At 64.5% G+C, this 24,047-nt stretch carries 17 protein-coding genes and 1 tRNA gene; 10 read left to right on the forward strand and 8 right to left on the reverse strand.

The annotated features are described in order from the left end of the window. Positions 1-91: 91 nt before the first annotated feature. Positions 92-2,737 carry a bifunctional YncE family protein/alkaline phosphatase family protein gene (locus J8F10_RS16990; protein WP_210655586.1) on the reverse strand — a complete coding sequence of 882 codons (2,646 nt, stop codon included), beginning with the start codon at positions 2,735-2,737 and terminating at the stop codon, positions 92-94. A 238-nt stretch (positions 2,738-2,975) separates the two neighbouring features. Here J8F10_RS16990 and J8F10_RS16995 point away from each other — a divergent pair. The 5 genes from J8F10_RS16995 to J8F10_RS17015 all read left to right on the forward strand — a co-directional run bounded on the left by J8F10_RS16995 (position 2,976) and on the right by J8F10_RS17015 (position 11,456). Continuing rightward, positions 2,976-3,048 (forward strand) — tRNA-Glu (locus tag J8F10_RS16995). A gap of 764 nt (positions 3,049-3,812) precedes the next feature. Beyond that, complete coding sequence (locus J8F10_RS17000) at positions 3,813-5,150, forward strand: MFS transporter (RefSeq protein WP_210655588.1); 1,338 nt, start codon at positions 3,813-3,815, stop codon at positions 5,148-5,150. Positions 5,151-5,254: 104 nt separating this feature from the next. Next, positions 5,255-8,230, forward strand: a complete 2,976-nt coding sequence (locus tag J8F10_RS17005) for a DUF1553 domain-containing protein (RefSeq protein WP_210655590.1) — start codon at positions 5,255-5,257, stop codon at positions 8,228-8,230. 355 nt (positions 8,231-8,585) lie between these two features. Further along, complete coding sequence (locus J8F10_RS17010; protein ID WP_210655592.1) at positions 8,586-10,043, forward strand: DUF1501 domain-containing protein; 1,458 nt, start codon at positions 8,586-8,588, stop codon at positions 10,041-10,043. Between the two features lie 306 nt (positions 10,044-10,349). After that, a complete protein-coding gene (locus J8F10_RS17015; RefSeq protein ID WP_210655594.1) occupies positions 10,350-11,456 on the forward strand; it encodes a cis-3-hydroxy-L-proline dehydratase in 1,107 nt (368 codons plus the stop codon). Between the two features lie 377 nt (positions 11,457-11,833). Here the strand turns inward: J8F10_RS17015 and J8F10_RS17020 are convergent, their stop codons facing one another. Both J8F10_RS17020 and J8F10_RS17025 read right to left on the reverse strand, forming a co-directional pair. After that, positions 11,834-12,649, reverse strand: coding sequence for an SDR family NAD(P)-dependent oxidoreductase (locus tag J8F10_RS17020; protein WP_210655596.1), 816 nt, complete (start codon positions 12,647-12,649; stop codon positions 11,834-11,836). A 32-nt stretch (positions 12,650-12,681) separates the two neighbouring features. Continuing rightward, a complete protein-coding gene (locus tag J8F10_RS17025; RefSeq protein WP_210655598.1) occupies positions 12,682-13,665 on the reverse strand; it encodes an aldo/keto reductase in 984 nt (327 codons plus the stop codon). 178 nt (positions 13,666-13,843) lie between these two features. On the opposite strand from J8F10_RS17025, the gene J8F10_RS17030 reads away from it, so the two are divergent. The 5 genes from J8F10_RS17030 (at position 13,844) to J8F10_RS17050 (ending at position 18,868) form a co-directional block, all read left to right on the forward strand. Further along, a complete protein-coding gene (locus tag J8F10_RS17030) occupies positions 13,844-14,446 on the forward strand; it encodes a sigma-70 family RNA polymerase sigma factor (RefSeq protein WP_210655600.1) in 603 nt (200 codons plus the stop codon). Beyond that, on the forward strand, positions 14,443-14,799 hold the full coding sequence (locus J8F10_RS17035) for a hypothetical protein (protein WP_210655602.1): 357 nt from the start codon (positions 14,443-14,445) through the stop codon (positions 14,797-14,799). Before J8F10_RS17030 ends, J8F10_RS17035 begins: the two co-directional genes overlap by 4 nt. Then, positions 14,796-15,482, forward strand: coding sequence for an ImmA/IrrE family metallo-endopeptidase (locus tag J8F10_RS17040; RefSeq protein ID WP_210655604.1), 687 nt, complete (start codon positions 14,796-14,798; stop codon positions 15,480-15,482). Before J8F10_RS17035 ends, J8F10_RS17040 begins: the two co-directional genes overlap by 4 nt. A gap of 98 nt (positions 15,483-15,580) precedes the next feature. Next, the gene (locus J8F10_RS17045; RefSeq protein ID WP_210655606.1) at positions 15,581-16,828 is read left to right on the forward strand and encodes a hypothetical protein; all 1,248 of its coding nucleotides are present in this window, start codon (positions 15,581-15,583) and stop codon (positions 16,826-16,828) included. A gap of 63 nt (positions 16,829-16,891) precedes the next feature. After that, complete coding sequence (locus J8F10_RS17050; protein ID WP_210655608.1) at positions 16,892-18,868, forward strand: ATP-binding protein; 1,977 nt, start codon at positions 16,892-16,894, stop codon at positions 18,866-18,868. On the opposite strand, the gene J8F10_RS40845 is transcribed toward J8F10_RS17050, so the two are convergent. The 5 genes from J8F10_RS40845 to glgX all read right to left on the reverse strand — a co-directional run bounded on the left by J8F10_RS40845 (position 18,841) and on the right by glgX (position 24,035). After that, entirely contained in the window at positions 18,841-19,020 is a 180-nt protein-coding gene (locus tag J8F10_RS40845; RefSeq protein WP_210655610.1) for a DUF433 domain-containing protein, read from the reverse strand. The two genes, J8F10_RS17050 and J8F10_RS40845, sit on opposite strands and share 28 nt — an antisense overlap. Positions 19,021-19,121: 101 nt before the next feature. Further along, entirely contained in the window at positions 19,122-20,078 is a 957-nt protein-coding gene (locus J8F10_RS17060; RefSeq protein ID WP_210655612.1) for a pyridoxal-phosphate dependent enzyme, read from the reverse strand. 130 nt (positions 20,079-20,208) lie between these two features. Next, positions 20,209-20,598 carry a hypothetical protein gene (locus J8F10_RS17065; protein WP_210655614.1) on the reverse strand — a complete coding sequence of 130 codons (390 nt, stop codon included), beginning with the start codon at positions 20,596-20,598 and terminating at the stop codon, positions 20,209-20,211. Between the two features lie 592 nt (positions 20,599-21,190). Continuing rightward, entirely contained in the window at positions 21,191-21,640 is a 450-nt protein-coding gene (locus J8F10_RS17070; protein WP_210655616.1) for a TIGR03067 domain-containing protein, read from the reverse strand. A gap of 337 nt (positions 21,641-21,977) precedes the next feature. Next, entirely contained in the window at positions 21,978-24,035 is a 2,058-nt protein-coding gene (glgX, locus tag J8F10_RS17075) for a glycogen debranching protein GlgX (protein ID WP_210655618.1), read from the reverse strand. Between the last annotated feature and the right edge of the window lie 12 nt (positions 24,036-24,047).

The raw sequence follows: 24,047 nt of genomic DNA on the forward strand, positions 1-24,047 counted from the left end.
CCTTGCTGCGAGTTGCGTTGTACCGGTGCGCCAGAAGTTACGCCGTCGTCCCACCTCTGGCTACCCGGAAACGCCCCGCGCCGGCCCCGAATCAATCGTCGTCGTCGTCCTTGTCCTTCTTCGGGGCCTTGAGCGGCACGAAGAACGCGGCCCGCACCGGAGGCGGCATCGAGCTCTTCGCCCCACGCACGGCCTTCCAGATGATCTCGCTGAACAGCAGATCGTCCAGCGTGTCTTCCTTCGCGAGGTTCTGTTTCTCCATCCACACAGCGCCGAACCCGCCCGGCTTGTTCTTCTCGTTGAGGTCCACTTTCGGCACCTCGTGCGCGTAGCCGCTCAGGTCGGGCTTCGCGGTGAACGAGTTGTACATGGGCCGCGCAGCCGCGTCGAACTGGCTCATCGGCTGCACGCCGAGGATCAGTTCCATCGTGCGCAGCATGCTCGTGGTCGAGTACAGCGTGCTGTCCACGGACTTGCGCTTCGTGTACGGCGAGATCACGAGCGCCACGGAGCGGTGCGCGTCCACGTGGTCGGGACCGTTCTGCGTGTCGTCCTCGATCACGAAAATCGCCGTTTCCTTCCAGAACTTGCTCTTGCTGACGGCTTCGACCACCATCCCGAGCGCGAGGTCGTTGTCCGCGACCATCGCGGTCACGGTTGGTGCGCCGACTTTCGTCCCGGCCGTGTGGTCGTTCGGGAGGCGAATCACCTGCATCTTCGGCATCTCGCCCGCCGCCTCGAACCGCTTCACCTCACTGATGAATCGCTCCGCTCGCTTCACGTCCGTGTATTCGAGATCGTACCCGCGGAACTTCGGGTCGATCTTGTCCTTCAGCGCGGGCACCGAGGGCGTGCCGTCCTCGAACCCGCCGTCCGGCCTGCGCTTCCCGTTGGTCACCCACTCGCCGTAAGTCCGGTAGCTGACCTTCGCTTCCGCGCACTTGTCCCACAGGTACCCGCCACTCGGCCGGGCGATGAGGTCCTTCGCGCCCTCGCTGGGGTAGCCGAAAATCTTCCCGCCGCGGTAGCTCAGCGGCCAAATCTTCTCCACGAAGTCGGTCGCGTAGGCGCCCATCGTCCACTCGTGGCCGTCGGCCGACACCTCGCCATCGACGTACAGATTGTCGAGCAGAACGAACTGCTTCGCGAGTTTGTGGTGGTTCGGCGTCACCGCTTCGGGGAACAGGCACAGCGAGGCATCGCCGTTGCCCTCCTTGATGTCCCCGAACACCTGATCGTAGGTGCGGTTCTCCTTCACGACGTAGATGCAGTACTTGATCGGGCTGGCGTCCCCGAGCTTCTTGGGGATCGGGTTACCCGCTTCCACGGCATCGGCCCGCACCGCGCCGCCCTGGAGGTACGGGCTGCACGAGTACGCGGTCTTGCTGTGCGTTGCCATTTGCTCCGGGGTGGGCAACTTCATGACGGCGAGAGAGCCTTTGAGTAACTGCCCGATGTACTCGTTCAGGTTGCGCGCGAAGGGAACGAGCGGGTTCGGCCCGCCGCGGTTCGCCTTGGACGACAACCCTTTCCCGTTGGCGACGTAGAGCTGCTTGTCGGTCGGGTTGTAGCGCACGCTGGTCGGGTACCACCCGGTCGGGATGAACCCGAGTGACACGGCCTTTGTGCGGTCGGCGATGGTGAACACGCCGAGGTTGTTCGCGTCCGCGTTGGCGACGAAGAGCATCTGGCCGTCGGGCGTCATCGTGAGACTGTTCGGCGTGTTCCCGTTGGGCGCGTTCGGGTAGAGGGCACAGTTGATTGTCTGGAGCCCCTGACCGGTCGCCGGGTCGATCACGCTCACTTTCGTGGAATTCGCGCACGCAACATAAAGGGCGTCGCCCTTCGGCGACAGCACCATCTCCGTCGGGTGCTCCGCGGTGGCCCACGTCGCGACGACCTGGTTCTTTTCGAGGTCGATTACTGCGACGCCGGCCCGTGCCCACAAGCTGACGAAGCACCGCTTGCCGCCCGGCTCCACGAGGCACGCATACGGGTACACTTGCGGATCTTTGGCCCCCTCCGGTTCGTCCTGGGTCTTCGCGTTCGTTTTCTCCTCCTTGCGACCGTCCGGCGGGCTGGGCGGTTCTCCTTTATTGGGTTCCTTCTTGAACTGTTCTGGAGTGAACGGAATGACCTTCTTGTTTTCCGGGTTCACGAGCGGCACGCGGACCACCGCATCGGCCCACGGCACCGCGACGAACAGATCCTTGCCCGTGGGGTCGAAGGCGAGCCCACCGACCACGCCCTTGCGCTTCGGCACGCTCACGTCGAGCGGCTTGCCCTTCGTCAGATAGCCCTTGTCGAAGTCGAAAACGTGAACGACTTCGTCTTCACCGCCACTCGCGCAGATTTGCTTCCCATCGACGCTCCAGGTGAGGCCGTAGAACGCCTGATTAATCTGGACGCGGGAGAGCACCCGGGTGCGCTCCGGGTTGAGGTCGATGATGAGAATTTCGTGCGGGCCGAACCCGGCACACAGCACCGCAGCGAACTCACCGGTCGGGTGAATCGCGATGTTGACGGGGAAGTCGCCGGCTTCGATGTGCCGGCCCGCGGGCCGCAACGACCACTGGTTCGGGAGTTGCACGGACCCGTCTTTGCGCAGCCCCGGCAGCACGCGCTCGAGCGGCTTCGATTCCGCCTTTTGTTCGCTTTTTGCAGGGGGATCGACCGCGAACAGTCCGGCGCACGCGATCAGGAGTGTCCCGACCGCTAACAGAGATTGCCCACGCATGTTCCGACCTCGTGCGTGTAGAGATGTGGGAGCGAAGTTATTGTGCGAAGTTGGAAGAGCGCGCGACGTGAAGATGCGAAGAAAGCAACCGGCACCGCTTATGTGCGATGCGCCCTCGGCGCGCCGAAACGATAGAGACGCACAAGACAAAAATGCCCGCACCACGAAACGGCCCTGACGGGCTTTGCGCTGTCCCTTGACGCCGACCGCTCGACTGCCTAAAAAACCATTAGAATGCGGCCCTATCGTCTAGTGGCCTAGGACGTGGCCCTCTCAAGGCCAAAACTCGGGTTCAAATCCCGATAGGGTCATCTGAACGTTCGGACGGAACGTGACCGGAGCGGACAGATTCGGCTGGGGCGCTTGATCTTCAAGCACTTCGGCCGATTCTGTCCGCTCCGGTTCTTTTACGTCCACTCCTGACTGAGCCGCTTTTTGCGCCACTTCGTGCGCCGGATTCTGCGCCGCCTTCAGGTAGTGGTCCTCGGCCATTTGCCAGTAATGTTCGCGGGCGGCGGCCGAGACGGTTATCCAAGGCGACGGCCAAGGTGGGTGTGTGGACGGTGGAACGGAACCGGCTGGCGCCGGCCGGACCGTTCGGCGGTCCCTGGAGGCCCATCGTGAGTGGCTTGCGGCAGATCGGTGAGACCGAGAAGGGGCTCGAGGACGCGATCGCGTCCCGCGCGGTGTGGAAGGCCAAGGACGAGTTGCTGCCGTCGATCCGGGGGGCGCGGCTCCGGCGGTTCGAGCGGCCCGAGTTGGGGTGCCGGTCGCGTGAGCCGATCGGAGCGCGCGGCTGCAGGATCGGCAAGCGATTCATCGCGGATGGTCACTCACCTGGCTCGCAAATCCTCACCACCCTCTCCCACAAGGGAGAGGGCAAAAATCCGAAGCCAACCTACAACCCACATTTGCAATCCGCCGACAAAACCGGCTGTAGAAGGCAAACAATCTGGGCCGCGTGCCAATCCCGAACTACAAGAATCCCGGACGTCCTTCGCCCGACATTTCCGCACCTTCCTCCCCACATCCTCGTTACACTGGTGCGAATCCCGCCCTCCCTCGCAGCGCTGTCATGCCGTCACCGGATCTTGAAACCTCCGATCAGCCGCCGACGCGGGCGCGGTTCGTTGTTGCCGCGTGGCTCTGCGGGCTCGCCGCCATTCTGTACCTCGACCGCATCTGCATGTCGCAGGCGGTAAAGCCGATCTGTGATGATCTCGGTCTTTCCAAGAACCAGATGGGCGACGTGATGGCCGCGTTCACGCTGGCCTACGGTTTGTTCGCGGTGCCCGTCGGCCGGTTGGGGGACAAGCTCGGCCCGCGGTCCGTGCTCGGCGGGATCGTGCTCGTGTGGTCCGCGTTCACCGCGCTCACGGGGCTCGCGACCGGGCTCGTCACGTTACTCGTCGCGCGGTTCCTGTTCGGTGCGGCGGAAGCGGGGGCGTTCCCGAGTGCGGCGAAGGTGATGTCGCGCTGGTTCCCGCACAGCGAACGGGGCCGCGTGCAGGGCGTCATGCTCGCGTTCGCGCAGATCGGCGCCGTGATCGCGCCGGCCGGGGCCGCGTACCTCATTGATGCGGCCGGCTGGCGCTGGGCGTTCTTCTCGTTCGGCGCGCTCGGGATCGTGTGGGCGGTCGGCTTCTGGCTGTGGTTCCGTAACGACCCCGCGCAGCACAAAAGTGTGAACGAAGCGGAACTCGCGCGCATCCACGCAGAAGAAGCCCCGCCCGCCCTCGACCCGGGACCGGTGCCGTGGCGGGCGATTCTGACCAACCGCGGGATCATCGTTCTCAGCCTCATCATGGTCCTCGGCGCGTTCTTCACGTACTTCTTCTACGGCTGGCTCCCGACGTACCTCCGCGACGCGCGCGGCGTGGACAACAAAGAGGCCGGGTGGCTCTCGTCGCTCGTGCTCGGCGGGTCGGCGATCGGGATGCTCGTCGGCGGGTGGCTCGCGGACCGTATCCCGCAGCGCGCGGCCGACCCGGTCGCGGCCCGGCGCCACCTCGGGGTGTTCGCGTACCTCGCCGCGGCCGGGTGCCTGTACGCGGGCGTCCTGTGTGACGACGCGCTGTCACTCGCGCTCTTCTGGGGCGCATCATTCTGCGTGATGCACCTCACGCTCCCGAACTGGTGGTCGGTCATCATTCCGCAATCGGGCAAGCACGTCGGCACGGTGTTCGGCCTGGCGAACGGCACCGGCGTGCTCGGGGCGATGGTGTCTCAGAAGTTCGTGGGGTGGTTCACCGACCGGCAAGAAAAGCTACACGGATTAACCGCGCGCGCGGCGTGGGACCCGCTGATCGATCTGTACGTGTGCGTGCTCGTGTGCGCGGCGGGGGCGTGGTGGTTGTACCGCTTCACACCGCTCGTGGAACCGCCGCTGCAACAAGAACGGGGCGAAGGGTAGCGAATGTGCCCCACCGCCCCGAATCTCGTGCTGTCAACGCACTCGCGATCGAGTACGCTAGACCTACTTCCCGCCGTTCGCTTCCGGCTGCCCGGAGTTCCGCAATGCTCTCTCGTTTCGTCGTTCACTTCGCGCTAATGACCGCGCTGCTCGTGGTGCCCACGGGTACGCTCGCGGTCGAACCGCCCAAACCGGTGGACTTCGAGCGCGACGTGAAGCCGATCTTCGCGAAGCACTGCGTTTCGTGTCACGGTGCGGAGAAATCGAAGGGCGGGTTGCGGCTCGATCGCAAGACCGATGCGCTTCAGGGCGGTGATTCCGGGAAAGCGATCGCACCCAGCAAGTCAGCGGACAGCTTGCTGATGCAACTCGTGGCGAGCGACGACGCGGACCGCAGGATGCCGCCGAAGAAGCCGCAACTGACCGCGGCCGAGATCGCCACGCTGCAACGGTGGATCGACGACGGTGCGAAGTGGCCCGACGACGGGTCGGCGACCGCGAACCCGGCGGACTGGTGGAGCTTCAAGCCGCTGAAGAAATCCGCCGCGCCCGCGGACGTGAACCCGATCGATCACTTCGTCCGCGCGAAGCTCAAGGAGAAAGGACTGGCGCCGTCGGCAGAAGCGGATCGGCGCACGCTGGTTCGCCGGTTGTACTTCGACCTCATCGGGCTGCCGCCCACACCGGAGGAAGTGGAAGCGTTCGTGGGTGACAAGAACCCGAAGGCTTACGAGGCGCTCGTTGATAAGCTGCTCGCGGCGCCGCAATACGGCGAGCGCTGGGCGCGGCACTGGCTCGACGTGGTCCACTTCGGCGAGACGCACGGCTACGACAAGGACCAGCCGCGGCCGAATGCGTGGCCCTATCGCGATTACGTCATCCGCGCGCTGAACGCGGACAAGCCCTACGGCCGGTTCATCGCCGAGCAGATCGCGGGCGACGTGCTGCACCCCGGCACGGTGGACGGTATCGAGGCGCTCGGGTTCCTGGCGGCCGGTCCGTGGGACTTCATCGGTCACATCGAAGTGCCCGAAACGAAAATCGATGGCAAGATCGCGCGCCACCTCGACCGCGACGATTTCGTGGCGAACACCATCGGCACGTTCATGGGCCTGACGGTCCACTGCGCGCAGTGCCACAACCACAAGTTCGACCCGATCGCGCAGGACGATTACTACCGTCTTCAGGCGGTGTTTGCGGCCCTCGATCGCACCGACAGAACTTACGACGCGGACCCAAAAATCGCCTCGAAGCGCGCGGAACTGGACGCGAAGAAGAAAGCCGCAAGAGCGCGGATCACATCACTGGAGGCAAACGCGCGCAAGGCCGCGGGTGCAGAACTTGAGACGCTGGAGAAGCAGCTCCGCGAAGCAACCAAACCAACGAGCGATTCTAAGCCGCCGGAGTTCGGCTACCACTCGCAACTGGCTTCCAAGCAGGACGACGCCAAGTGGGTGCAGGTCGATCTCGGCGAGAGCGTGAAACTCAATCGTGTCGTGCTGAAGCCGTGTCACGACGACTTCAACGACATCGGCGCCGGGTTCGGGTTCCCGGTGCGGTTTCGGATTGAAGCGTCCGACGACGCGGCCTTCAAAACGGGCGTTGCGACACTCGCGGACGAGACCGCGAAGGACGTTCCGCGGCCCGGCACGGCCGCGTACAGCGCGAAGGCGGGTGGGAGCGTCGGGCGCTACGTTCGCGTGACGGCAACGGTACTGGCACCGCGACAGAACGATTACATGCTCGCGCTGGCGGAACTCGAAGCGTTCGACGCTGATGGCAAGAACCGCGCGCTCGGCAAATCTGTGACCGCGCTCGATAGCATTGAGGCTCCCGCGCGGTGGCGCAAGAGCAACCTCACGGATGGCCTCGCCCCCGGAGGGCCGAAACTCTCCGCGGCCGAACTCGCGAAGCTCACCGAGCGCCGGGACGCGCTGCTAAAAGCCGCTCTCGGCGAGAAGGGCGTCGCCGACCTCGCCGCGCTTCGAGCGGATGTGGCTACAACTGAGGCCGAACTCGTGAAACTCGCCGGTTCGCGCCGGACCGCGTACATTGGTGCGATTCACACCGGGAGCGGTTCGTTCACCGGTACCGGCACCGCCGGCGGAAAGCCGCGACCGATTCACGTGCTCCCGCGCGGCGACGTCACCAAACCGAGTAAGGAAGTCGGTCCGGGGGCGATCCCCGCGGTCCCCGGCATCATCGGCAAGTTCGACCTCCCGCCGAACCACACCGAAGGCGACCGGCGTGCGGCGCTCGCGAAGTGGCTGACCGATCCGAACAACCCGCTCACCTGGCGCGTGATGGCGAACCGCGTGTGGCAGTACCACTTCGGGCGCGCACTGGTGGACACGCCCAACGACTTCGGCAAAATGGGGCAACTCCCCACGCACCCGGAACTGCTCGATTACCTTGCATCGGAATTGCGCGATCACCAATCCATCAAGAAGCTCCACAAGCTCATCGTGACGAGCGCTACTTACAAACAGGTTTCGACCTCGAACGATACGAACGCGAAGGTGGACGGCGACAACCGCTTCGTGTGGCGCCAGAACCGCCGCAAACTCGAAGCCGAGGCCGTGCGCGATTCCATTCTCGCGGTCGCCGGGAAGCTCGACCTCACACCGGGCGGACCGAGCTTCCGCGACTTCGTGGTCGAAAAGCCCGAGCACTCGCCGCACTACCAGTACCACCTTCACGACCCCGAAGACACAACGGCCCACCGGCGTGCGGTTTACCGCTTCATTGTGCGATCCAAACAGCAACCGTTCATGGCGGCGCTCGACTGCGCCGACCCGTCGCTCGCGGTCGAGAAGCGGAACGAAACACTCACGCCGCAACAGGCACTCGCGCTCTTGAACAACAAGCTCGCGGTTGCGATGGCCAAGCACTTCGCGCTACGTGTCGAGAAACTCGGCGCCACCGACGCGGAACGGGTCGCGGCCGCGTTCCACCTAGCCCTCGGCCGCGTACCCACGGCGCAAGAGCGCGACGCGCTGGCCGCCTACGCGAAAGAGCACGGCCTCGCGAATGCTTGTCGCGTGGTGCTGAACCTGAACGAATTCGTCTTCGTGGATTGAGGAAGGTGTGAAAAATCCGCCGCGGATAAACGCAGATTACGCGGATCAGATAAGCCGAGAACAAGAAGGCAGATTGGCCACAAAAAGGCACAAAGGGCACAAAAGAAAACAGAGAACAGAGAACAGAGAACAGAGAACAGAGAACAGAGAACAGAGAGCAGAGAGCAGAGAACTGTAGGCGGCAGCCGGACGATAGATTTGTCTTTTTCTCACCTGTTTTCTGTTCTCTGCCTTCTGATCTCTGTTCTCTGCTCGGTCTTCTTTTGTGGCCAATCTGTCTTTTGTCTAGATCCGCGTAATCTGCGTTTATCCGCGGCGGATTGGTTTCTTCGCTTGCTCGTTCTGAGGTACCGCGATGCTCTCCCGGCGCGATTTTCTGTTCCATTCGGGCGGCGGGTTGGGGGGCATCGCGCTCGCGTCGCTGCTCGGCGCGGATCGCCTGTTCGCGGACGCGCCCGCGCGTGCCGACGGCGGGCTGCACCACAAGCCCAAGGCGAAACGGGTGGTGCAACTGTTCATGGCGGGCGGGGCGTCGCATGTTGATTTGTTCGACTTCAAGCCCGAACTGGTCAAACAGCACGGGAAAGAGGCGAACTTTGGCGAGCACGTCGAGGCGTTCCAAAACGGGCTGGGACCGTGGCTCAAACCGGTGTGGGACTTTAAACCCTACGGGAAGTGTGCGAAACAGTTGAGCGAGGTCGTGGCGCCGCTCGGTGACGTCGTGGACGAGATGGCGTTCGTTCACAACGTGGTCGGCAAGACGGGAGTACACAGTCAGGGCACGCTGCTTCAGACGACGGGCTTCAACCGCCCCGGGTTCCCCGGTATGGGCTGCTGGGCGAGTTACGGCCTCGGCAGCATGAACCAGAACCTCCCGACGTTCGTGGTGCTCCCAGACCACCGCGGGCTGGCGTCCAACGGCACCAAGAACTGGGACAGTGCGTTCCTGCCCGCACAGCACCAAGGCGCGGCGATCTACCCCGGCACAAAAACGCCCATCGAAGACCTGTTCCCGGACGAGCGCGCGAAGTTCATCACCCGCGCTTCCGACAAAGCCGGTATCGATCTGCTCGCGCAACTCAACCGCACCCACGCGGACACCCGGGCTGGCGACGAGCGCCTGGACGCTCGCATCAAGAGTTATGAGTTGGCCGCGAAGATGCAGCTCGCGGCACCGGAGGCGCTCGACATCTCGAAGGAGACCGCGCGCACGCTCAAGCTGTACGGCCTCGATCACGGGAAGGGGACGTTCGACAAGGAAATCAACCGGACCGAGGAGACGGACTACTTCGGGCGCAAGTGCCTGGTCGCGCGCCGGTTGCTGGAGCGCGGGGTGCGGTTCGTGCAGATCTGGAGCGGTAACGACAACGGATTTCCGCGCCGGAACTGGGACTCGCACGAGGACGTGAAGCGCGACCACGGCCCGCTCGCCTACGGCATGGCCCGTGGCGCCGCGGCTCTTATCGCGGACCTGAAGCGCCTCGGGCTGCTCGAAGACACGATCGTTCTGTGGACGACCGAGTTCGGGCGGATGCCGTCGTCGCAGGGCGGCAAGGGTCGCGACCACAACCCGTACTGCTTCACCAACTGGCTCGCCGGCGGGGGCGTGAAGGGCGGCGTATCGCACGGCCCGAGCGACGACTTCGGGTACAAGCCCGCGGACCGCAAGAACCCGACAGAAGTGTACGACGTCCACGCCACGATCATGCACCTGCTCGGCATCGACCACACGAAACTTACCGTGCGGCACAACGGGATCGATCGCCGACTCACCGATGTTCACGGTCACGTTATCAACGAACTGATTGGGTAATGGTGCCCTGGGGCCGCGGTCGTCCCGACCGCCATTCTCTGGGATTTGTAATTGCCGTAGCGGGCGAACGAGCCGCGACCGCAAGGGAGCGGGGCGGAGACTTCACGGGTACGGTTTGAGGCAGGAAGGAAGAGACGCGCGGACCGCACCGGAAGCGCCTCCCGCTCCCTTGCGGTCGCGGCTCGTCACGGGCATCCGAACCCGACTGCTGAACGTGGTTCACCTCACAAAACGGGCCGATTTCCATACCCTTCCGAAGCGTGTTCGCTTTTGCGATCGGGATGATCGCGGTACCAGGAACGCACAATGCGTATCACTCGAATTTCTGCGTGGCAGGTCGATCTCCCGCTCCACGAGGGCAGCTACAAGTGGTCCGGCGGGAAGTCCGTCACCGTGTTCGATAGCACGGTCGTCGCGGTAGAGACGGACGCGGGCGTCACCGGGTACGGCGAGGTGTGTCCGCTCGGGCCGGCGTACCTTCCGGCTTACGCGGCGGGCGTGCGAGCCGGGCTGAAGGAACTCGCGCCCAAGTTGTTGGGTGAAGACCCGACACAGTTGGGCAAACTGAACCGCACGATGGACGCGGCCCTGAAGGGACACCCGTATGTGAAGTCGGCCGTGGACGTCGCGTGCTGGGACGTTCTCGGCAAAGTGTCGGGTTTGCCGGTGTGCGTGCTGCTCGGCGGGCGCTACGGCGACGACTTCCACCTGTACCGCGCGATCTCGCAGGAATCGCCCGAAGCGATGGCCGCGAACGTCGCGGGCTACCGCGCGGAGGGGTACCGCCGGTTCCAACTGAAGGTCGGCGGCGAACCGGACACGGACATCGCGCGCATCAAGGCGGTGGCGGCGGTGCTCCAACCGGGCGACCGCCTGGTGGCCGACGCGAACACCGGTTGGCTCCAGCACGAAGCGGTCCGCGTCGTGCGCGCGGTGCGCGACATTGATGTGTACATCGAGCAACCGTGCCTCACTTACGAAGAGTGCCTCGCGGTGCGCCGAAACACCGATCACCCGTTCGTGCTCGACGAGGTGGTCGATGGAATCGACATGCTCGTCCGCGGGCACGCCGAAGGCGCGATGGACGTGGTAAATCTGAAAATCAGCAAGCTCGGCGGGCTCACGAAAACGAAGCAACTGCGCGACCTCTGCGTTTCGCTCGGCATCGGGATGACGCTCGAAGACAGTTGGGGCGGCGACATCGTGACGGCCGCGATCGCGCACCTCGCACACAGTACGCCGACGGAGTTCCTCTTTAGTTCGACCGACTTCAACAGCTACGTCACGCGGTCCATCGCGACCGGCGCGCCGCAGCGCCAAAACGGTCGACTCGCGGCGCCGGTCGTACCCGGGCTGGGTATCACGCCGAAGTTGGGCGAGTTCGGCCAACCGGCCCTCGACTTCCGCGGGTAACGGCACCGTGGTTGCGCATTATCCCTTCGCGCGCGCTCCTGCGCGCCTTGAAGGAAAGCCGTAATGAGCGGACAACGTAACCACGGGCGTCAAAATACGCACGGTACCGGTTCGCCGGCATCGCGCCCGCGCGCCGATCCGCGCACCACCAACCAGCACCACGAGCCGAACGAAGCGCGGGACGAGGACCGCGACTGCGACCGCGAGGACAATAAGGTGACGATGTTCCTACCCAACGGAGAAGTGGCGAACGATGGGCGCCCCCGAGACCCAAACTCAACCACCGCCACGACCGCCGCATAAGCATGGCAACTACTGCTCTGGCCTGTGCCACCAAACCAAAAACCAAACGCATCAGTCAACGAAGCAACGGGTTGTTATTTCGGAGGCGTGTGGCCCTTCCAGTCGGTCATGCTGCGTGAAACGCCCAGAACGCGGCATGCAGCGCGGAACCAGCTCCGGGGCCACCATCCGGTGATGCTGTAGAGGAACCGCACCGACCGCGGCAGGAGCACGAGTTCTTGTTGCTTCTCGACCGCACGCACCACCGCGTGCGCGACCGTTTCGGCCGTGAGCCAGTGTGTACCGAACGCGGGTTTGGCGCCCGCGAATAGCCCGGTGGCGATGAAACTCGGGCACATCGCGGTTACGTGGACGTGCTTGTGACCCAGGAACCGTAGTTCTTCGCGGAGCGAGTCCGAGAAGCCGAGCACGGCCCACTTGGTCGCGGCGTAACTGGCGCCGAACGGCAGCGCGAGAACGGCCGATGCGCTCGCGATGTTGACGATGTGACCCGCCGGTTGCGCGAGCAGGTCCGGCAGGAAGGCGTGCGTGACCGCGAGGACGCCGCCTAGGTTCACGTTGGCGGTTACGATGTGGTGCGCGAGCGGAACATCCAAAAATGCGCCGCCGAACACCACGCCAGCATTGTTCACCAGCACATCAATGCGCCCGTGTTCCGCAAGAATGCGGGCGCGCACGTCCGCGACTTGCTCTGCGTTCGTGACATCGAGCGCGTACCCCGCGACCGTGCCGCCCGTTTCTTTCAGCTTCGCGCGGGCCGATTCGACCGCGTCGGCGTTCAGGTCGGTGAGGATCACCGTCGCCCCCGCGCGCACGAACGCGGCCGAGATAGCGAACCCGAGGCCCTGCCCGGCTCCGGTGACGAGAACTCTACGACCCGCAACGCGCATGCTGCTCTCCTGTAGCCCGCCAAGAACGAGCGTTACGAGTGCCCGAGAACCGGGTGCGGCTGGTACGGTTCTTCGAGCGACTTCAGTTCGGCGGGTTCCAGTTTCAACTCGGCCGCGGCGATGGCGTCGGTCAAGTGGTGCGGCTTCGACGCGCCGACGATGGGCGCGGTGATGCCCGGCTGGTGCAGGAGCCACGCCAGCGCGACCTGTGCGTTGGGCACCCCGCGTCGTTGGGCCACTTCGGTCACGCGGTCCACCACCGTGAAGTCCCCGTCTTGGTAGTAGAGCTTGTGGGCGAAGTCGTCCGTCTTCGCGCGGCTCGTGTCGCCCTCGCCCTTCGTGCGCCGGTTGCCGGCCAGGAACCCGCGGGCCAGCGGGCTCCACGGCAGGAGCCCGAGCCCCTCGTCGCGGCACAGCGGGTTCACCTCGCGCTCCTCTTCGCGGTACACGAGATTCCAGTGGTTCTGCATCGTGACGAACCGCGCCAGCCCGAGCCGGTCGGAGGCGTGGAGCATCTTCGATAACTGCCACGCGAACATGCTCGACGCCCCGATGTGCAGCACCTTCCCCGCGCGAACGGCTGCGTCGAGCGCGTCGAGTGTTTCTTCGATCGGCGTGGACGGATCGAAGCGGTGGATCTGGTAGAGGTCGACGTAATCGAGTTGCAACCGTTTGAGACTGTTGTCGATCGCGTGCCGGATGTGCTTGGCCGAGAGCCCGCGCTCGTTCGGCGTCGCACCGACCGGATGAAATACCTTCGTTGCGATCACCACTTGTTCGCGCGGAATCGCCAGTTCGCGCAGCGCGCGACCGAGGACGACTTCGCTCTCGCCGTCGGAGTACATATCGGCGGTATCGAAGAAGTTGATCCCGGCTTCCCAGGCTTGGCGGAAGAACGGGCGGCTCGGCTCCTCGTCGAGCACCCACGGGCGCCACTTGGACGTGCCGTAGGTCATACAGCCGAGGCAGATGCGCGAAACTTTGGTGCCCGTGCGTCCGAGGTTGACATACTCCACGATTCAACTCCGACGAAGGATAAGGGGCGACGTGCTGCGCTTTGTCTTACTCGCTTCGAGCCTCGTGAACACAGGAGCCGAGTCGCGTTGGGGGGTGCCCGCGGGTGAAAAACGCGCCGCAACCGACATCGGCGCCGGCGGATTCTTCCGATTACGGTGTTTGGGAAAGGAGACCCGTATGCTCCCCACCCCACAGTGGCCGAGTGAAGACGAAGGTCGGCGCCTTCACACCGAAATGGTGCGCGGCATTTCAACCGCGCCGCGCGACTTCGCGGACACGTATTTTCAGCCTCTCTGCAACCATCTGGCCATTGCGTTCGCCCGCGTTGCGGAGGACATACGAGCAAGTGCCGTGTCCGAAACGATCATGAACGTGATCGAGCGTCCACAGCAGTACGATCCCACGCGCATGTCGTTTAACAAATTTCTCCGCATGTCCGTGGAAGGTGATTTACGCAACTTGTGTGCGCGAGACGCGCGACGGCGCGGACGAGAAAGTTCGCTCGAATTTGTCGACGAGCCGATTGCGGGTGGGAACAATTGTGTAGAGCCGGTCGAGGCGCCGAGTTTGGACGACCCGCGAGTCGTCGATGAGATCGCGTCGTTCGGGCCGCACGAGCACGTGACCTACACGTTGATTCTCGCGGGCGAGCGCCACACGGACGTTTACGCGCGGGCGCTCGGCCTGGACGTAACACGCGCGGACGTGGCGGCAGTCGTGAAGCGGATCAAAGATACCGTAAAAGTGCGCTTGCGGCGCGCAGTTGGGGGGCGGTCATGAACCCGACACCGTTTGAATTGCTCGCGGAACGGGCCTCGGCCAGACCATTCTTCCTCGGATTTCGGCTCGCCGAATTCGCCGCGCGCGAGTCCCTGGACGACGCGGCACTGGCGGCCCGGCTCGGGTGCGATGTGGCGACGCTCGCGCACGTCCGGCTGTGTCGCGCCCCGCGCCTCGAAACGAACACCGAGTTTCGTGAAGATGTGACCTGTGTGGCGACCAAGTTCGGGCTGAACGTGAAGGCGCTTGCGGATGCCGCGAAGCCCGTTCCGGCTGTGATCGCACGCGACGCGACCAACACCGAACCTGCTGGCGCCGTTCTCGCCGCGCGCGACCGGAGTGACGCCCCGTGATCGCGCGCCCGGAAATTTGGGTGCTCGAACTCGCCGCGCGGTTCTGGGCCGAAGTCGGCCACGAACCCGGATTCCCGCGCGATCTGCGTGACGTAACGTGGGACTTCCCGGACCTGCACGTCAAAGAAGTCCCGAACCTCTCTGCCGCGGCCGTCGCTCAAGAATTCGCGCGGCACAACGTCCCGTGTGCGGCCCTGGCCGGAGACCGCCAGTTTTACGGGTGCTTTGGTGCGCGCCGCGGGATCGGCGTGATTCTGATCGACCCGACCGTATCTGCGAACGAACTGCGGTTCACTTTCGCACACGAACTCGCTCACTTCCTCCGCGACTGTCGAGACGCGCGCCGGAGGGCCGTCGCGCGCTTAGGCCCGGCTATCCTTGACGTGCTCGACGGGAACCGCCCGGCGACGCTCGGCGAGCGCCTTTCGGGTGCCCTGCGCGGTGTCACAATTGGCAGCCACACGCACTTCCTCGAGCGCGACCGCTGGGGCCGCGTGGTCGATGAGGCTACCTGGGAAGCCGAAGAAGCTGCCGACCGGCTCGCGTTCGAGTTACTCGCACCCTTCGACGCGGTGAACCCCGAAGCCACTCCTTCGCGCGATGCACTCGTGTCGCGCCTCACATCCGTATTCGGCCTGCCCATCGTTTCCGCGATGAAATACGCAGTTCTCCTTCAGTGCTGAACATTTCTCACAAAAGATCATTTCGGCATTGGCGAAAAATTGGGAGAATTTCGTCGAACTATCCGCCGGTTCGCGGAACAGTTGGTCGGAGGTCGCCTATGTCCGATGTTACTCCCCGCGCCGAATTACCAGTTTCGCGCCCCAGCGGCGCGACGAGCGATGCGTTTCAGCGTTGTTTTCGCGAATCGATCGACGATGTGCTGAATTTGGCAACGTGGCACGTTGGTGAGGATATGAGCCGCGAGTACGCGCGGGTCGCTGACCTGATCGCCAACGCGGTCAAAGCGGAAACGGCTTTGGAAGCTCGTGTTCGCAACCTCGTCGTGGATAAGCTCCATAGCTTTGCTGGTGCGCCCCCAGAAGCCGGAAAGTGGCCCGTTTCTGTGGATGAAATTCGGGACGTCCACCAGGGGCTGTTGTTCAACGGTGGGACCGACTGCTGTGACGGTACTGTCGACGTCCACGACTCGCTCGCACTGACCATTTACCAGATCGGCGTGTGCCTAGTGTCGTATGCGGGTAACCGGGGGAGCTGGAGCCAACGGTTGTACCGGCGCGATTTGCACGAGGAGCGGGGCGACCCTGTGGCCGAAACGGTCGCACTTCTGGAGGCGCGTTCAACGCGGGGCGGGCTGAACCAACCCGATCGCCGCGACGGATTGTCGGAGCTGGCGAAGCGGGCGGTGATGAGCTACGCCGAGGTCGCCGTGTTGGTCGAGCACTCCACGGCGCTATGGAAGATGGGCCACGGCAGCCCGGCCCCGTACCAGTTGCTCAGCGGGGCCGGGAACCCGGACGTCATGATCCGTTCGGTGCGGTTGCTCCGCAGGCTCATCGAGGACCACAAACGGTTCGTGTTTATCGCCAGTGAACCGAGCGACCGCCTGTACCTCACAATTGGCCAAGCCCTTCACCCGTGTGAGTACGCTATCGTCGGCACTCTCGCGCAACGGATCGAGCGGTTCGTCGGTGGGCTCCATTTCTCCGGGCGCGTGACCGTTGATGACACTTGGGACGACAAGCCGATGATGCCCGAACTGTGGGCGTCACGGTTCCTGGACGAAGTCGCCCCACAAGTGCTCGTGGGCGTCTTCCGCGCTTCGCCGCTCGCCCCGCCACACATGTTCTATGCGCACCGCGAACACGTCCACACCGCGGCGAAGATCGCAATCGCCGACAGTGTGCTGATGGCTGACCGCGGGTTCCCGGCACTCATCGACTTGGCCGACCGCACCTGCCAATCGGTGTACGGTGGCGGGAGCCTGCGCGACATCGCCACGGCCGCTTACGCCCGAGCCGGGGCGGGATTGCGCTACGGCAGTGAGCGCCAGAATCGTCCGGATTAAGGTGGATTCGGCCGCAAGGCCGGGGCCGTGCATCGCCAGGCACTCAACAACAAGAGGCTCATTATGCCCGAGTCCAATGGTGCCCTTGCGCGCCAACAGCAACTCGCAGATGACATCGCGCGCGGTGCTCACGGTGAACCTCACAAAGATGATTCCGCGCTCGCGCGTCAACAACAACTCGCCGACGACATCGCTCGAGCCGGCGGGCCGAAGCTCGCGAACCCGGACGACGCGGATTCGGTCGGTGTGACGATGTTCGACCTGCCCGGCAGTAATGATCTCACCATAACCGTGCTCCTCGGCCGCGAACACCTTCAGCGTGCGCCGTCGCAATCGCTCGTTCGCATCGAGAGCCGCAACGACAAGCGCAAGTACCTCGGCGTGGTGACGGCCGGGCCGTTCGCTGAACCAGACGGGCTGCGCGCCGATTCGGACATTCTCAAAGCCGTCGCGACGCACCGCGGCGACTACCTCCCGCCGTTCCACGGGCGCGTGCAGGTCACGATTCTCGGTGAGGAAGTGAAGGGCGGCGAACTCACGCCCCCGCGCCTGCGCCCGTTGCCAAACAGCCCGGTCTTCGTGCTCAAGGACGATGAAGCCGCGAAGGTGCTGAAGTGTGGCGGTGACGTGCGCCTCGGGCTGGCGGTCGGGCACGAGCAGGTGGAGGTCGGGGCGCCGGCGAAGGCCAAGAGCGTGTTCCCGCGTCACACCGCCATTCTCGGCACGACCGGCGGCGGGAAATCGACCACTGTATCGGGTCTGGTCAGTCGCGCTCGCGCCGCGGGCATGGCGGTGATCCTGTTGGACGTGGAGGGCGAGTACACGGCGATGCACGAGCCGACCGACCACAAGGGCATGCAGGAGGGCTTACGCGCCCGGAACCTGACCCCGGAAGGCGTGCCCGTGAAGGACATGACCGTGTACCACCTCGTCGGGCGCGGAACCGCGAACCCGGGCCACCCGAACCGTAAGGAGTTCTCGCTCCAATTCGCCCGGCTCTCGCCCTACGCGGTCATGGAAATCCTGGACCTCTCCGACGCGCAGCAGGAGCGGTTCCTGAAGGCGTTCGACATCACGAAGGAGATGATGCGCGATCTCAACATATTTCCGACACGGGACAGTGGCGAACAGCAGCGCATGGCCCTGGAGAACGACGAGTTCGAGCGCGGCTACCCGCGGATGATGCTGTCGCTGTTGATGGACGTGGTGGGCGCGTGCCTCGCGCGCTCGGAGAAGGGACCGAAGGAGGGGCGCGGAAAGGGGAAGGGATCGGACGACGAAGAGGAGGCGGCACCGAGTGCGTTCGAGCCGCAAACGCCGGCGCTGCGCGACTCGGAAGGAAAGGGGAAACTCGCGAAGCGGCTGAACGCGGCCAACCCGCCGGGCAACGCGATCTCGTGGCGCGCGGTGTTGGGCCGGCTCGCCCGACTCAACCGCATGAAGGTCTTCCACAACGAGGGCGGGAAACCGCCGATGACGTACACGAACTTGGTCCGCCCCGGTTCGCTCTCGGTCATCGATTTGTCCGACAGCGGGTTCAGCGAACTGAACAATCTGGTGATCGCGGACATCCTGCGCGGCGTGCAGGACGTGCAAGACGACAGTTACTCCGCATACGAGTCGGTCAAGGCGAAAGGCGACACCGCCGCCGAGCCGCCGCGGGTGCTGATCGTGGTGGAGGAGGCACACGAGTTTCTGAGCGAGGAACGCATCGCACGCACGCCGGTGCTATTCGAGCAGGTGGCGAAGATCGCGAAGCGCGGGCGCAAGCGCTGGCTCGGGCTGTGCTTCGTGACGCAACTGCCGAGTCACCTCCCGAAGCAAGTTCTCGGGCTGTGCAACTCGTTCATCTTGCACAAGTTGCAAGACCCGCAGGTGGTGACGCTCCTGAAGCGCACCGTGGGCGGCGTGGACGAAGGGTTATGGGACCGGCTCCCGAACCTCGCGCCGGGGCAGGCCGTCGTCAGCTTCCCGCACTTCGCGCGCCCGCTCCTCGTGAGCATCGACCCGAGTCAGGCGAAGCTGCGGATGACGGATTGAAGTATCAGAACGAGGGGAGACCGGACGAAACGGCTGCGAGAATTTGTTCGCGCGTGAGGTGCGGGTACTCCCCGGAGCAGGTCGTCGACCGATGGCCCGCATCCAAGTCCCTCAAGGACCAACTCGACGCTAATGCGCGTTCCCGAGATCACGGGTTTGCCGAGCGAACGTTCGGGTCGGAAACGATTTGAGCGGTCGCTGTACGTTCATGTATTGGACGACGACTCGATCTGAGAATCGCGTATGCGGTTAACTACCACCACAGCTTGTCGAGGCTCACGTTTCCGCCACTGAAGACGATGCCGATCTTTTCCGCGCCCCCAAGCGCCTTGAACGTGTCGCTCAACGCGACCGCCGCGCCGACCGCACCGCTCGGTTCCACGATCAGCTTCATGCGCTCCCAGACGAGGCGCATCGCGGCACGGATTTCGTCATCGGTGACGGTGAAGATGCGGTCCACTTGGTCGCGGATGATCGGCCACGTGAGCTGGCCGGTGCTCGTGAGCAGGCCGTCCGCGATCGTGTTCGGCGCCGTTTGCAGGATCTGTTCGCCCGCGGCTTTCGAGCGCGCCGCGTCGTCGGCGCCGAGTGGTTCCGCGCCGAAGACTCGGATGCCGGGCTTCCGTCCGCGCGCGGCGATCGCGCACCCGGCCAGCAGTCCCCCTCCGCCCACGGGCGTGATGATCGCGTCCAGTTCGGGTACGTCTTCGAGCAGTTCGAGTGCGGTCGTGCCCTGACCGGCGATCACGTCCACGTGGTCGAACGGCGGAATCAGCGTCGCGCCGGTTTTTGCGACCAGTTCGTTGGCCGCGCGCTCGCGGTCGGCGAGGTTCGGTTCACACTGCGTGACTTGCCCGCCGTACCCTTCGACGGCAGCCCTTTTCACCGCGGGCGCGGTCTTCGGCATGACGATGTACGCGGGGATTCCGCGCTCGCGGGCGGCCAGCGCGAGGGCCTGGGCGTGGTTACCACTGGAGTGCGTGACGACCCCCTTCGCGGCTTCGGCGTCGGTGAGCTTGCGCACGGCGTTCGTGGCGCCGCGGTATTTGAACGCGCCGATCTTCTGTAAGTTCTCGCACTTGAAGAACAGCTTCCGGCCCGCGAGCCGGTCGAGCGTCTCGCACGTCAGCACCGGCGTGCGGTGAACGATGCCTTTAATGCGTTCCGCGGCTTCCAGGACGGCGGGCAAGTCGCAAGCGTAGGTCGGCATAGGGGGCTCGGTTCGGCTGCGGAGTGGTGGAGTTCTTGGAGTGCTTGGTGCGCGACCACGAGCCGCCCCTATAAGAGACGGCTCGTGGCGTTGGTGACGGGCTACGAACAACCCGCCGCGGACCTCGGTGTTACTTGTCCTTCTTCTCGCGCTTGCCCTCGACGTCGAACGAGCGGGTCTCGCCCCCGAACTCGGCCTCGGCCTTGCCCTTCACGGCGTCCTTCTCGACCTTGAGCTTGTACTTGACCGTGAACTTGGTCCCCTCGCGCTCGCGCTCGACGGAGAACGTGAGTTCCCCGTCCTTGAACTTCACGCCGTCGAGCTTCAGCTCCTTCTTGTCCGGCCCGACCACCGTGCCGGCGAACTTGTCCCCGTCCTTCTTGATGGTGAGCGTGGACTCGCGCTTTTGGCCCATGATGTCCGTTTCACACTTCCACGTCCCGACCGGACCCGCCTTGTCCTCGGCTTTTGCGAACCCGGCCAGCCCCAGCGCCAGCACCGCGGTGAGAAGCACCTTCATGGAACGGTCCTCGTGTGGCGCCCGAACCGAAGAGCCGTCCGACGGGGACGGAGTGCCGGGCCGCCGCCGCGCATTCTAGGGATCGCGACGGAACCGCGGAGGGGGCGCCGGGAACGTGTACGCCGGAGTATAAGGGGGCGTTGCGGGCGGCCCACCACGGGGTCTCGTATTACCACGTGGCGCGGGAGGTGTCGGGCGCGTGTCTGGGCTGTGGATCGCGATCCCGGCCGAGGCGCGGGCGGAGATCGGCGGGCGGGCGGATGGCCGAGTGGTTCGTGGGGCCGGCTCGGGGTGCGGACCTGGACCGGTATCGGAAAGCCACACGGGGACCGAAGAAACCGAACCCGCCCCGACCCGATTCCCCGGCGCCAAGCATGTCGCCACATCGCGCCTGCTCAGCGGTGAACAGACGCGATGCGTTGAAAGAGATGGGGGCTGTGTTGAAATGAGGGTGCAAGCGAACGGCGCGGCGTAAGCCCGCCGGTGGTTATTAGCCACTACCTGCGAGCTTACGCCGCACCGTTCGCAACGTTTCAACGCGCCAAGGGATGGGTACAAGGAGCGCAACCGGATCACCGGAATCGGAACCGGCTTACTTCTTCATTCGCTTCGCGGTGACGAGGACCGTTTCCGAGTTCTCGGCCGTCTTAAATTCGGTGGGGCGCTCGCGCCCCGTCAGGTTGACGCACCCGGTGAGGGTGTCGCCGTCGAACTTGTAGATCCCGAGCATGGTGGTCCCGCGCCCCTCGCCCTCGGTGACGGTCCCGTCGAACGTCCTCGGCGACTTGGTCGCATCGAACTTGTGGGTTCCGCTCGAGACCACCTTATCGCCGATCTTGATGGCGAACTTGTCGCCGTCGAACGTGACGGTGGTCATTTTGATCTGGTTGAAGGGGATTTTCTTCCCGTTCCACTCCAAGGTCTCATACGCCCACGTTCCTTGTGCGGTCTTCTTGTCGTCCTTTTCGCCGTCGGCGGCGCGCGCGGGCGCGAACACGGCGACGATTAGAACGGTACACAGAATCGCAACGCGATGACTCATGACCCAACTCCTTAAGTGAAATAACTATCACGCAAACGCGGCCCGGTAGACGTCCTACGAACCCATGATTCAAAGCGCATGCGACTGGCACGCTCGACGCAGGCCGCTTCTCTTGGCAATACCATTCGGCGCTTAAACGGGCCGATAACCTCGTTTGTGTCACTCAGCTACCACTTACATCAACTTGACCAGACGACAATAGATATATCCATTTACACCCACGAAGATACGCTCACGGTCTGTAGGCAATTGGCAGTGGCTGGTAGGACCTTCTTCCCGGGCGCCTTGTGGATGCGCCCGAACTTTGGCCCACCGTTGCCCATCCCTGACAATGACCTCACTTCGTGTGTCTGTAGAGCATGACGACCGACCGCGGGCCGACGGGGTAGGTGCCGCCCGCCACCGGCGGCGCCGCGCGCCATTCGACGATGTCCTCGGGAGACGGGAGCGAGGTGTCGATCCACCGCAACCACGGTCCGCTCGTGGCCGGGGGTAGCTCGAACTCCAACGGTTCCCAGTACGCATTGAGCACCAGGTAGAACGTCAGGTTGTCGTTCTTGAGGTCCGCACTGAACGCGATGCTCCGCGCATTTTCGCCCCAATCGGGCCGGTTCAGGTTCACGCCGTGCCAGGCCTTCGTCGCCCGCGCGATCAGTTGGGTCAGGCTCACGCGCTGTTGTTCGTTCGTCGCGTCGCGCTGCCCGCGCCGGGCGAGTAGCAATTTCAGGAACCGATGTACGTCCGCGTGCGTGTCCAGCAGCGCCCAGTCGAACCAGTTCGCCTCGTTGTCGTGGCAGTAGAAGTTGTTGTTCCCGCCCTGGGTGCGCCGAACCTCGTCGCCCATCACGATCATCGGCACCCCGAGCGACAACATTGTGGCCGCGAGGACGTTTTTCACCTGCCGGTTCCGCAGCCCCTCGATCGCGGGATTGTCGGTCGGACCCTCGGCCCCGCAATTCCAGCTCCGGTTGTCGTTCGCGCCGTCGCGGTTCTCCTCCGCGTTGGCCCCGTTGTGCTTCTGGTTGTAGGAGACGAGGTCGTTCAGGCTGAACCCGTCGTGACACGTCGCGAAGTTGATGCTCTGTTCCGCCTCGCGACCCTTGTGCCCGTACACCTCGTGGCTCCCGAGCATCCGGTCGGCGAACCGCCCCGCCGTCCCGGGTTCGCCGCGGAAGAAGTCGCGGGCGTCGTCCCGGAACCGGCCGTTCCACTCCTTCCACGAGTCGCCGACGAAGCTGCCGACCTGGTACAGCCCCGCAGCGTCCCACGCCTCGGCGATGAGCTTGGTCCCCGCTAGTGCCGGGTCCGATTCGATGTCCCACAACACCGGCGGGTTCGGCAGCGGGTGGCCGTTGGAATCGCGTGACAGGATCGATGCCAGGTCGAACCGGAACCCGTCCACGTGCATCTCGGTTACCCAGTACCGCAAACTGTCCACGATCATGCGCCGCACGACCGGGTGGTTCGCGTTGACCGTATTGCCGCAACCGGAATAGTCCGCGTACCGCGCCCCGCCGTCTTCGAGGATGTAGTAGGTCGGGTTGTCGATTCCGCGGTAACAGAGGGTCGGGCCGTCGTGGTTCCCCTCGGCGGTGTGATTGAACACCACGTCAAGGATCACTTCGATCCCCGCCCGGTGGAGCGCCTTGACCAGATCGCGGAACTCGTTCACCGGGCCGAGTGGATCGCGGCGCGAGCTGTACTGCGGGTGGGGCGAAAAATACGAAACGGTCTGGTAGCCCCAGTAGTTGACCAGCCCGGCCGGGCACGCCTGCGTGTCGAACGCGTGGACCGGCAGTAGCTCGACCGCGGTGACACCGAGATCCTTCAGGTACGGGATCTTCTCCGCGAACCCGGCATAAGTGCCGCGGACCTGCTCCTTGATGCCGGAGTTGGCGTGGCGCGTGAACCCGCGAACGTGTGCCTCGTAGATGATCGTGCGCGCCGAAGGCAAGCGCAGCGGGGTGTCGCCCTCCCAGTCGTACTCGGAACTGTCCACGACGACGCTTTTCATCGCTGTCGCGGCGTTGTCGCCGGGCGCGCGGGCCGCACCGGGGGTGTAGCGATCGGGCACCACGATCCCGCGCGCGTGGGGGTCGATCAGCACCTTTGTGGGGTCGAAGCGCAGCCCCCGAACCGGGTCTTGGGGGCCATGCACGCGGTACGCATAGAGCTGCCCCGACTTCACTCCGGGCACGAACGTGTGCCAGTAGTGGTAGGTCCGGTTCGCGACCGGATCGAGGGCGATCGCGCGCGCGGGTCGCGCGTCGTCCTGCCGGTCGAACAGCATCAGCTCCACACCGGTCGCGGTACGGGAGAACAGGCTGAAGTTCGCCCCGCCGTCCGTGACGGTTGATCCGATCGGAAACGGTTGACCGGTCCGTGCGGGTGTCATGGTACCCCGGCT

Origin of the sequence: Gemmata palustris (assembly GCF_017939745.1) — a bacterium.
GTDB lineage: Bacteria > Planctomycetota > Planctomycetia > Gemmatales > Gemmataceae > Gemmata > Gemmata palustris.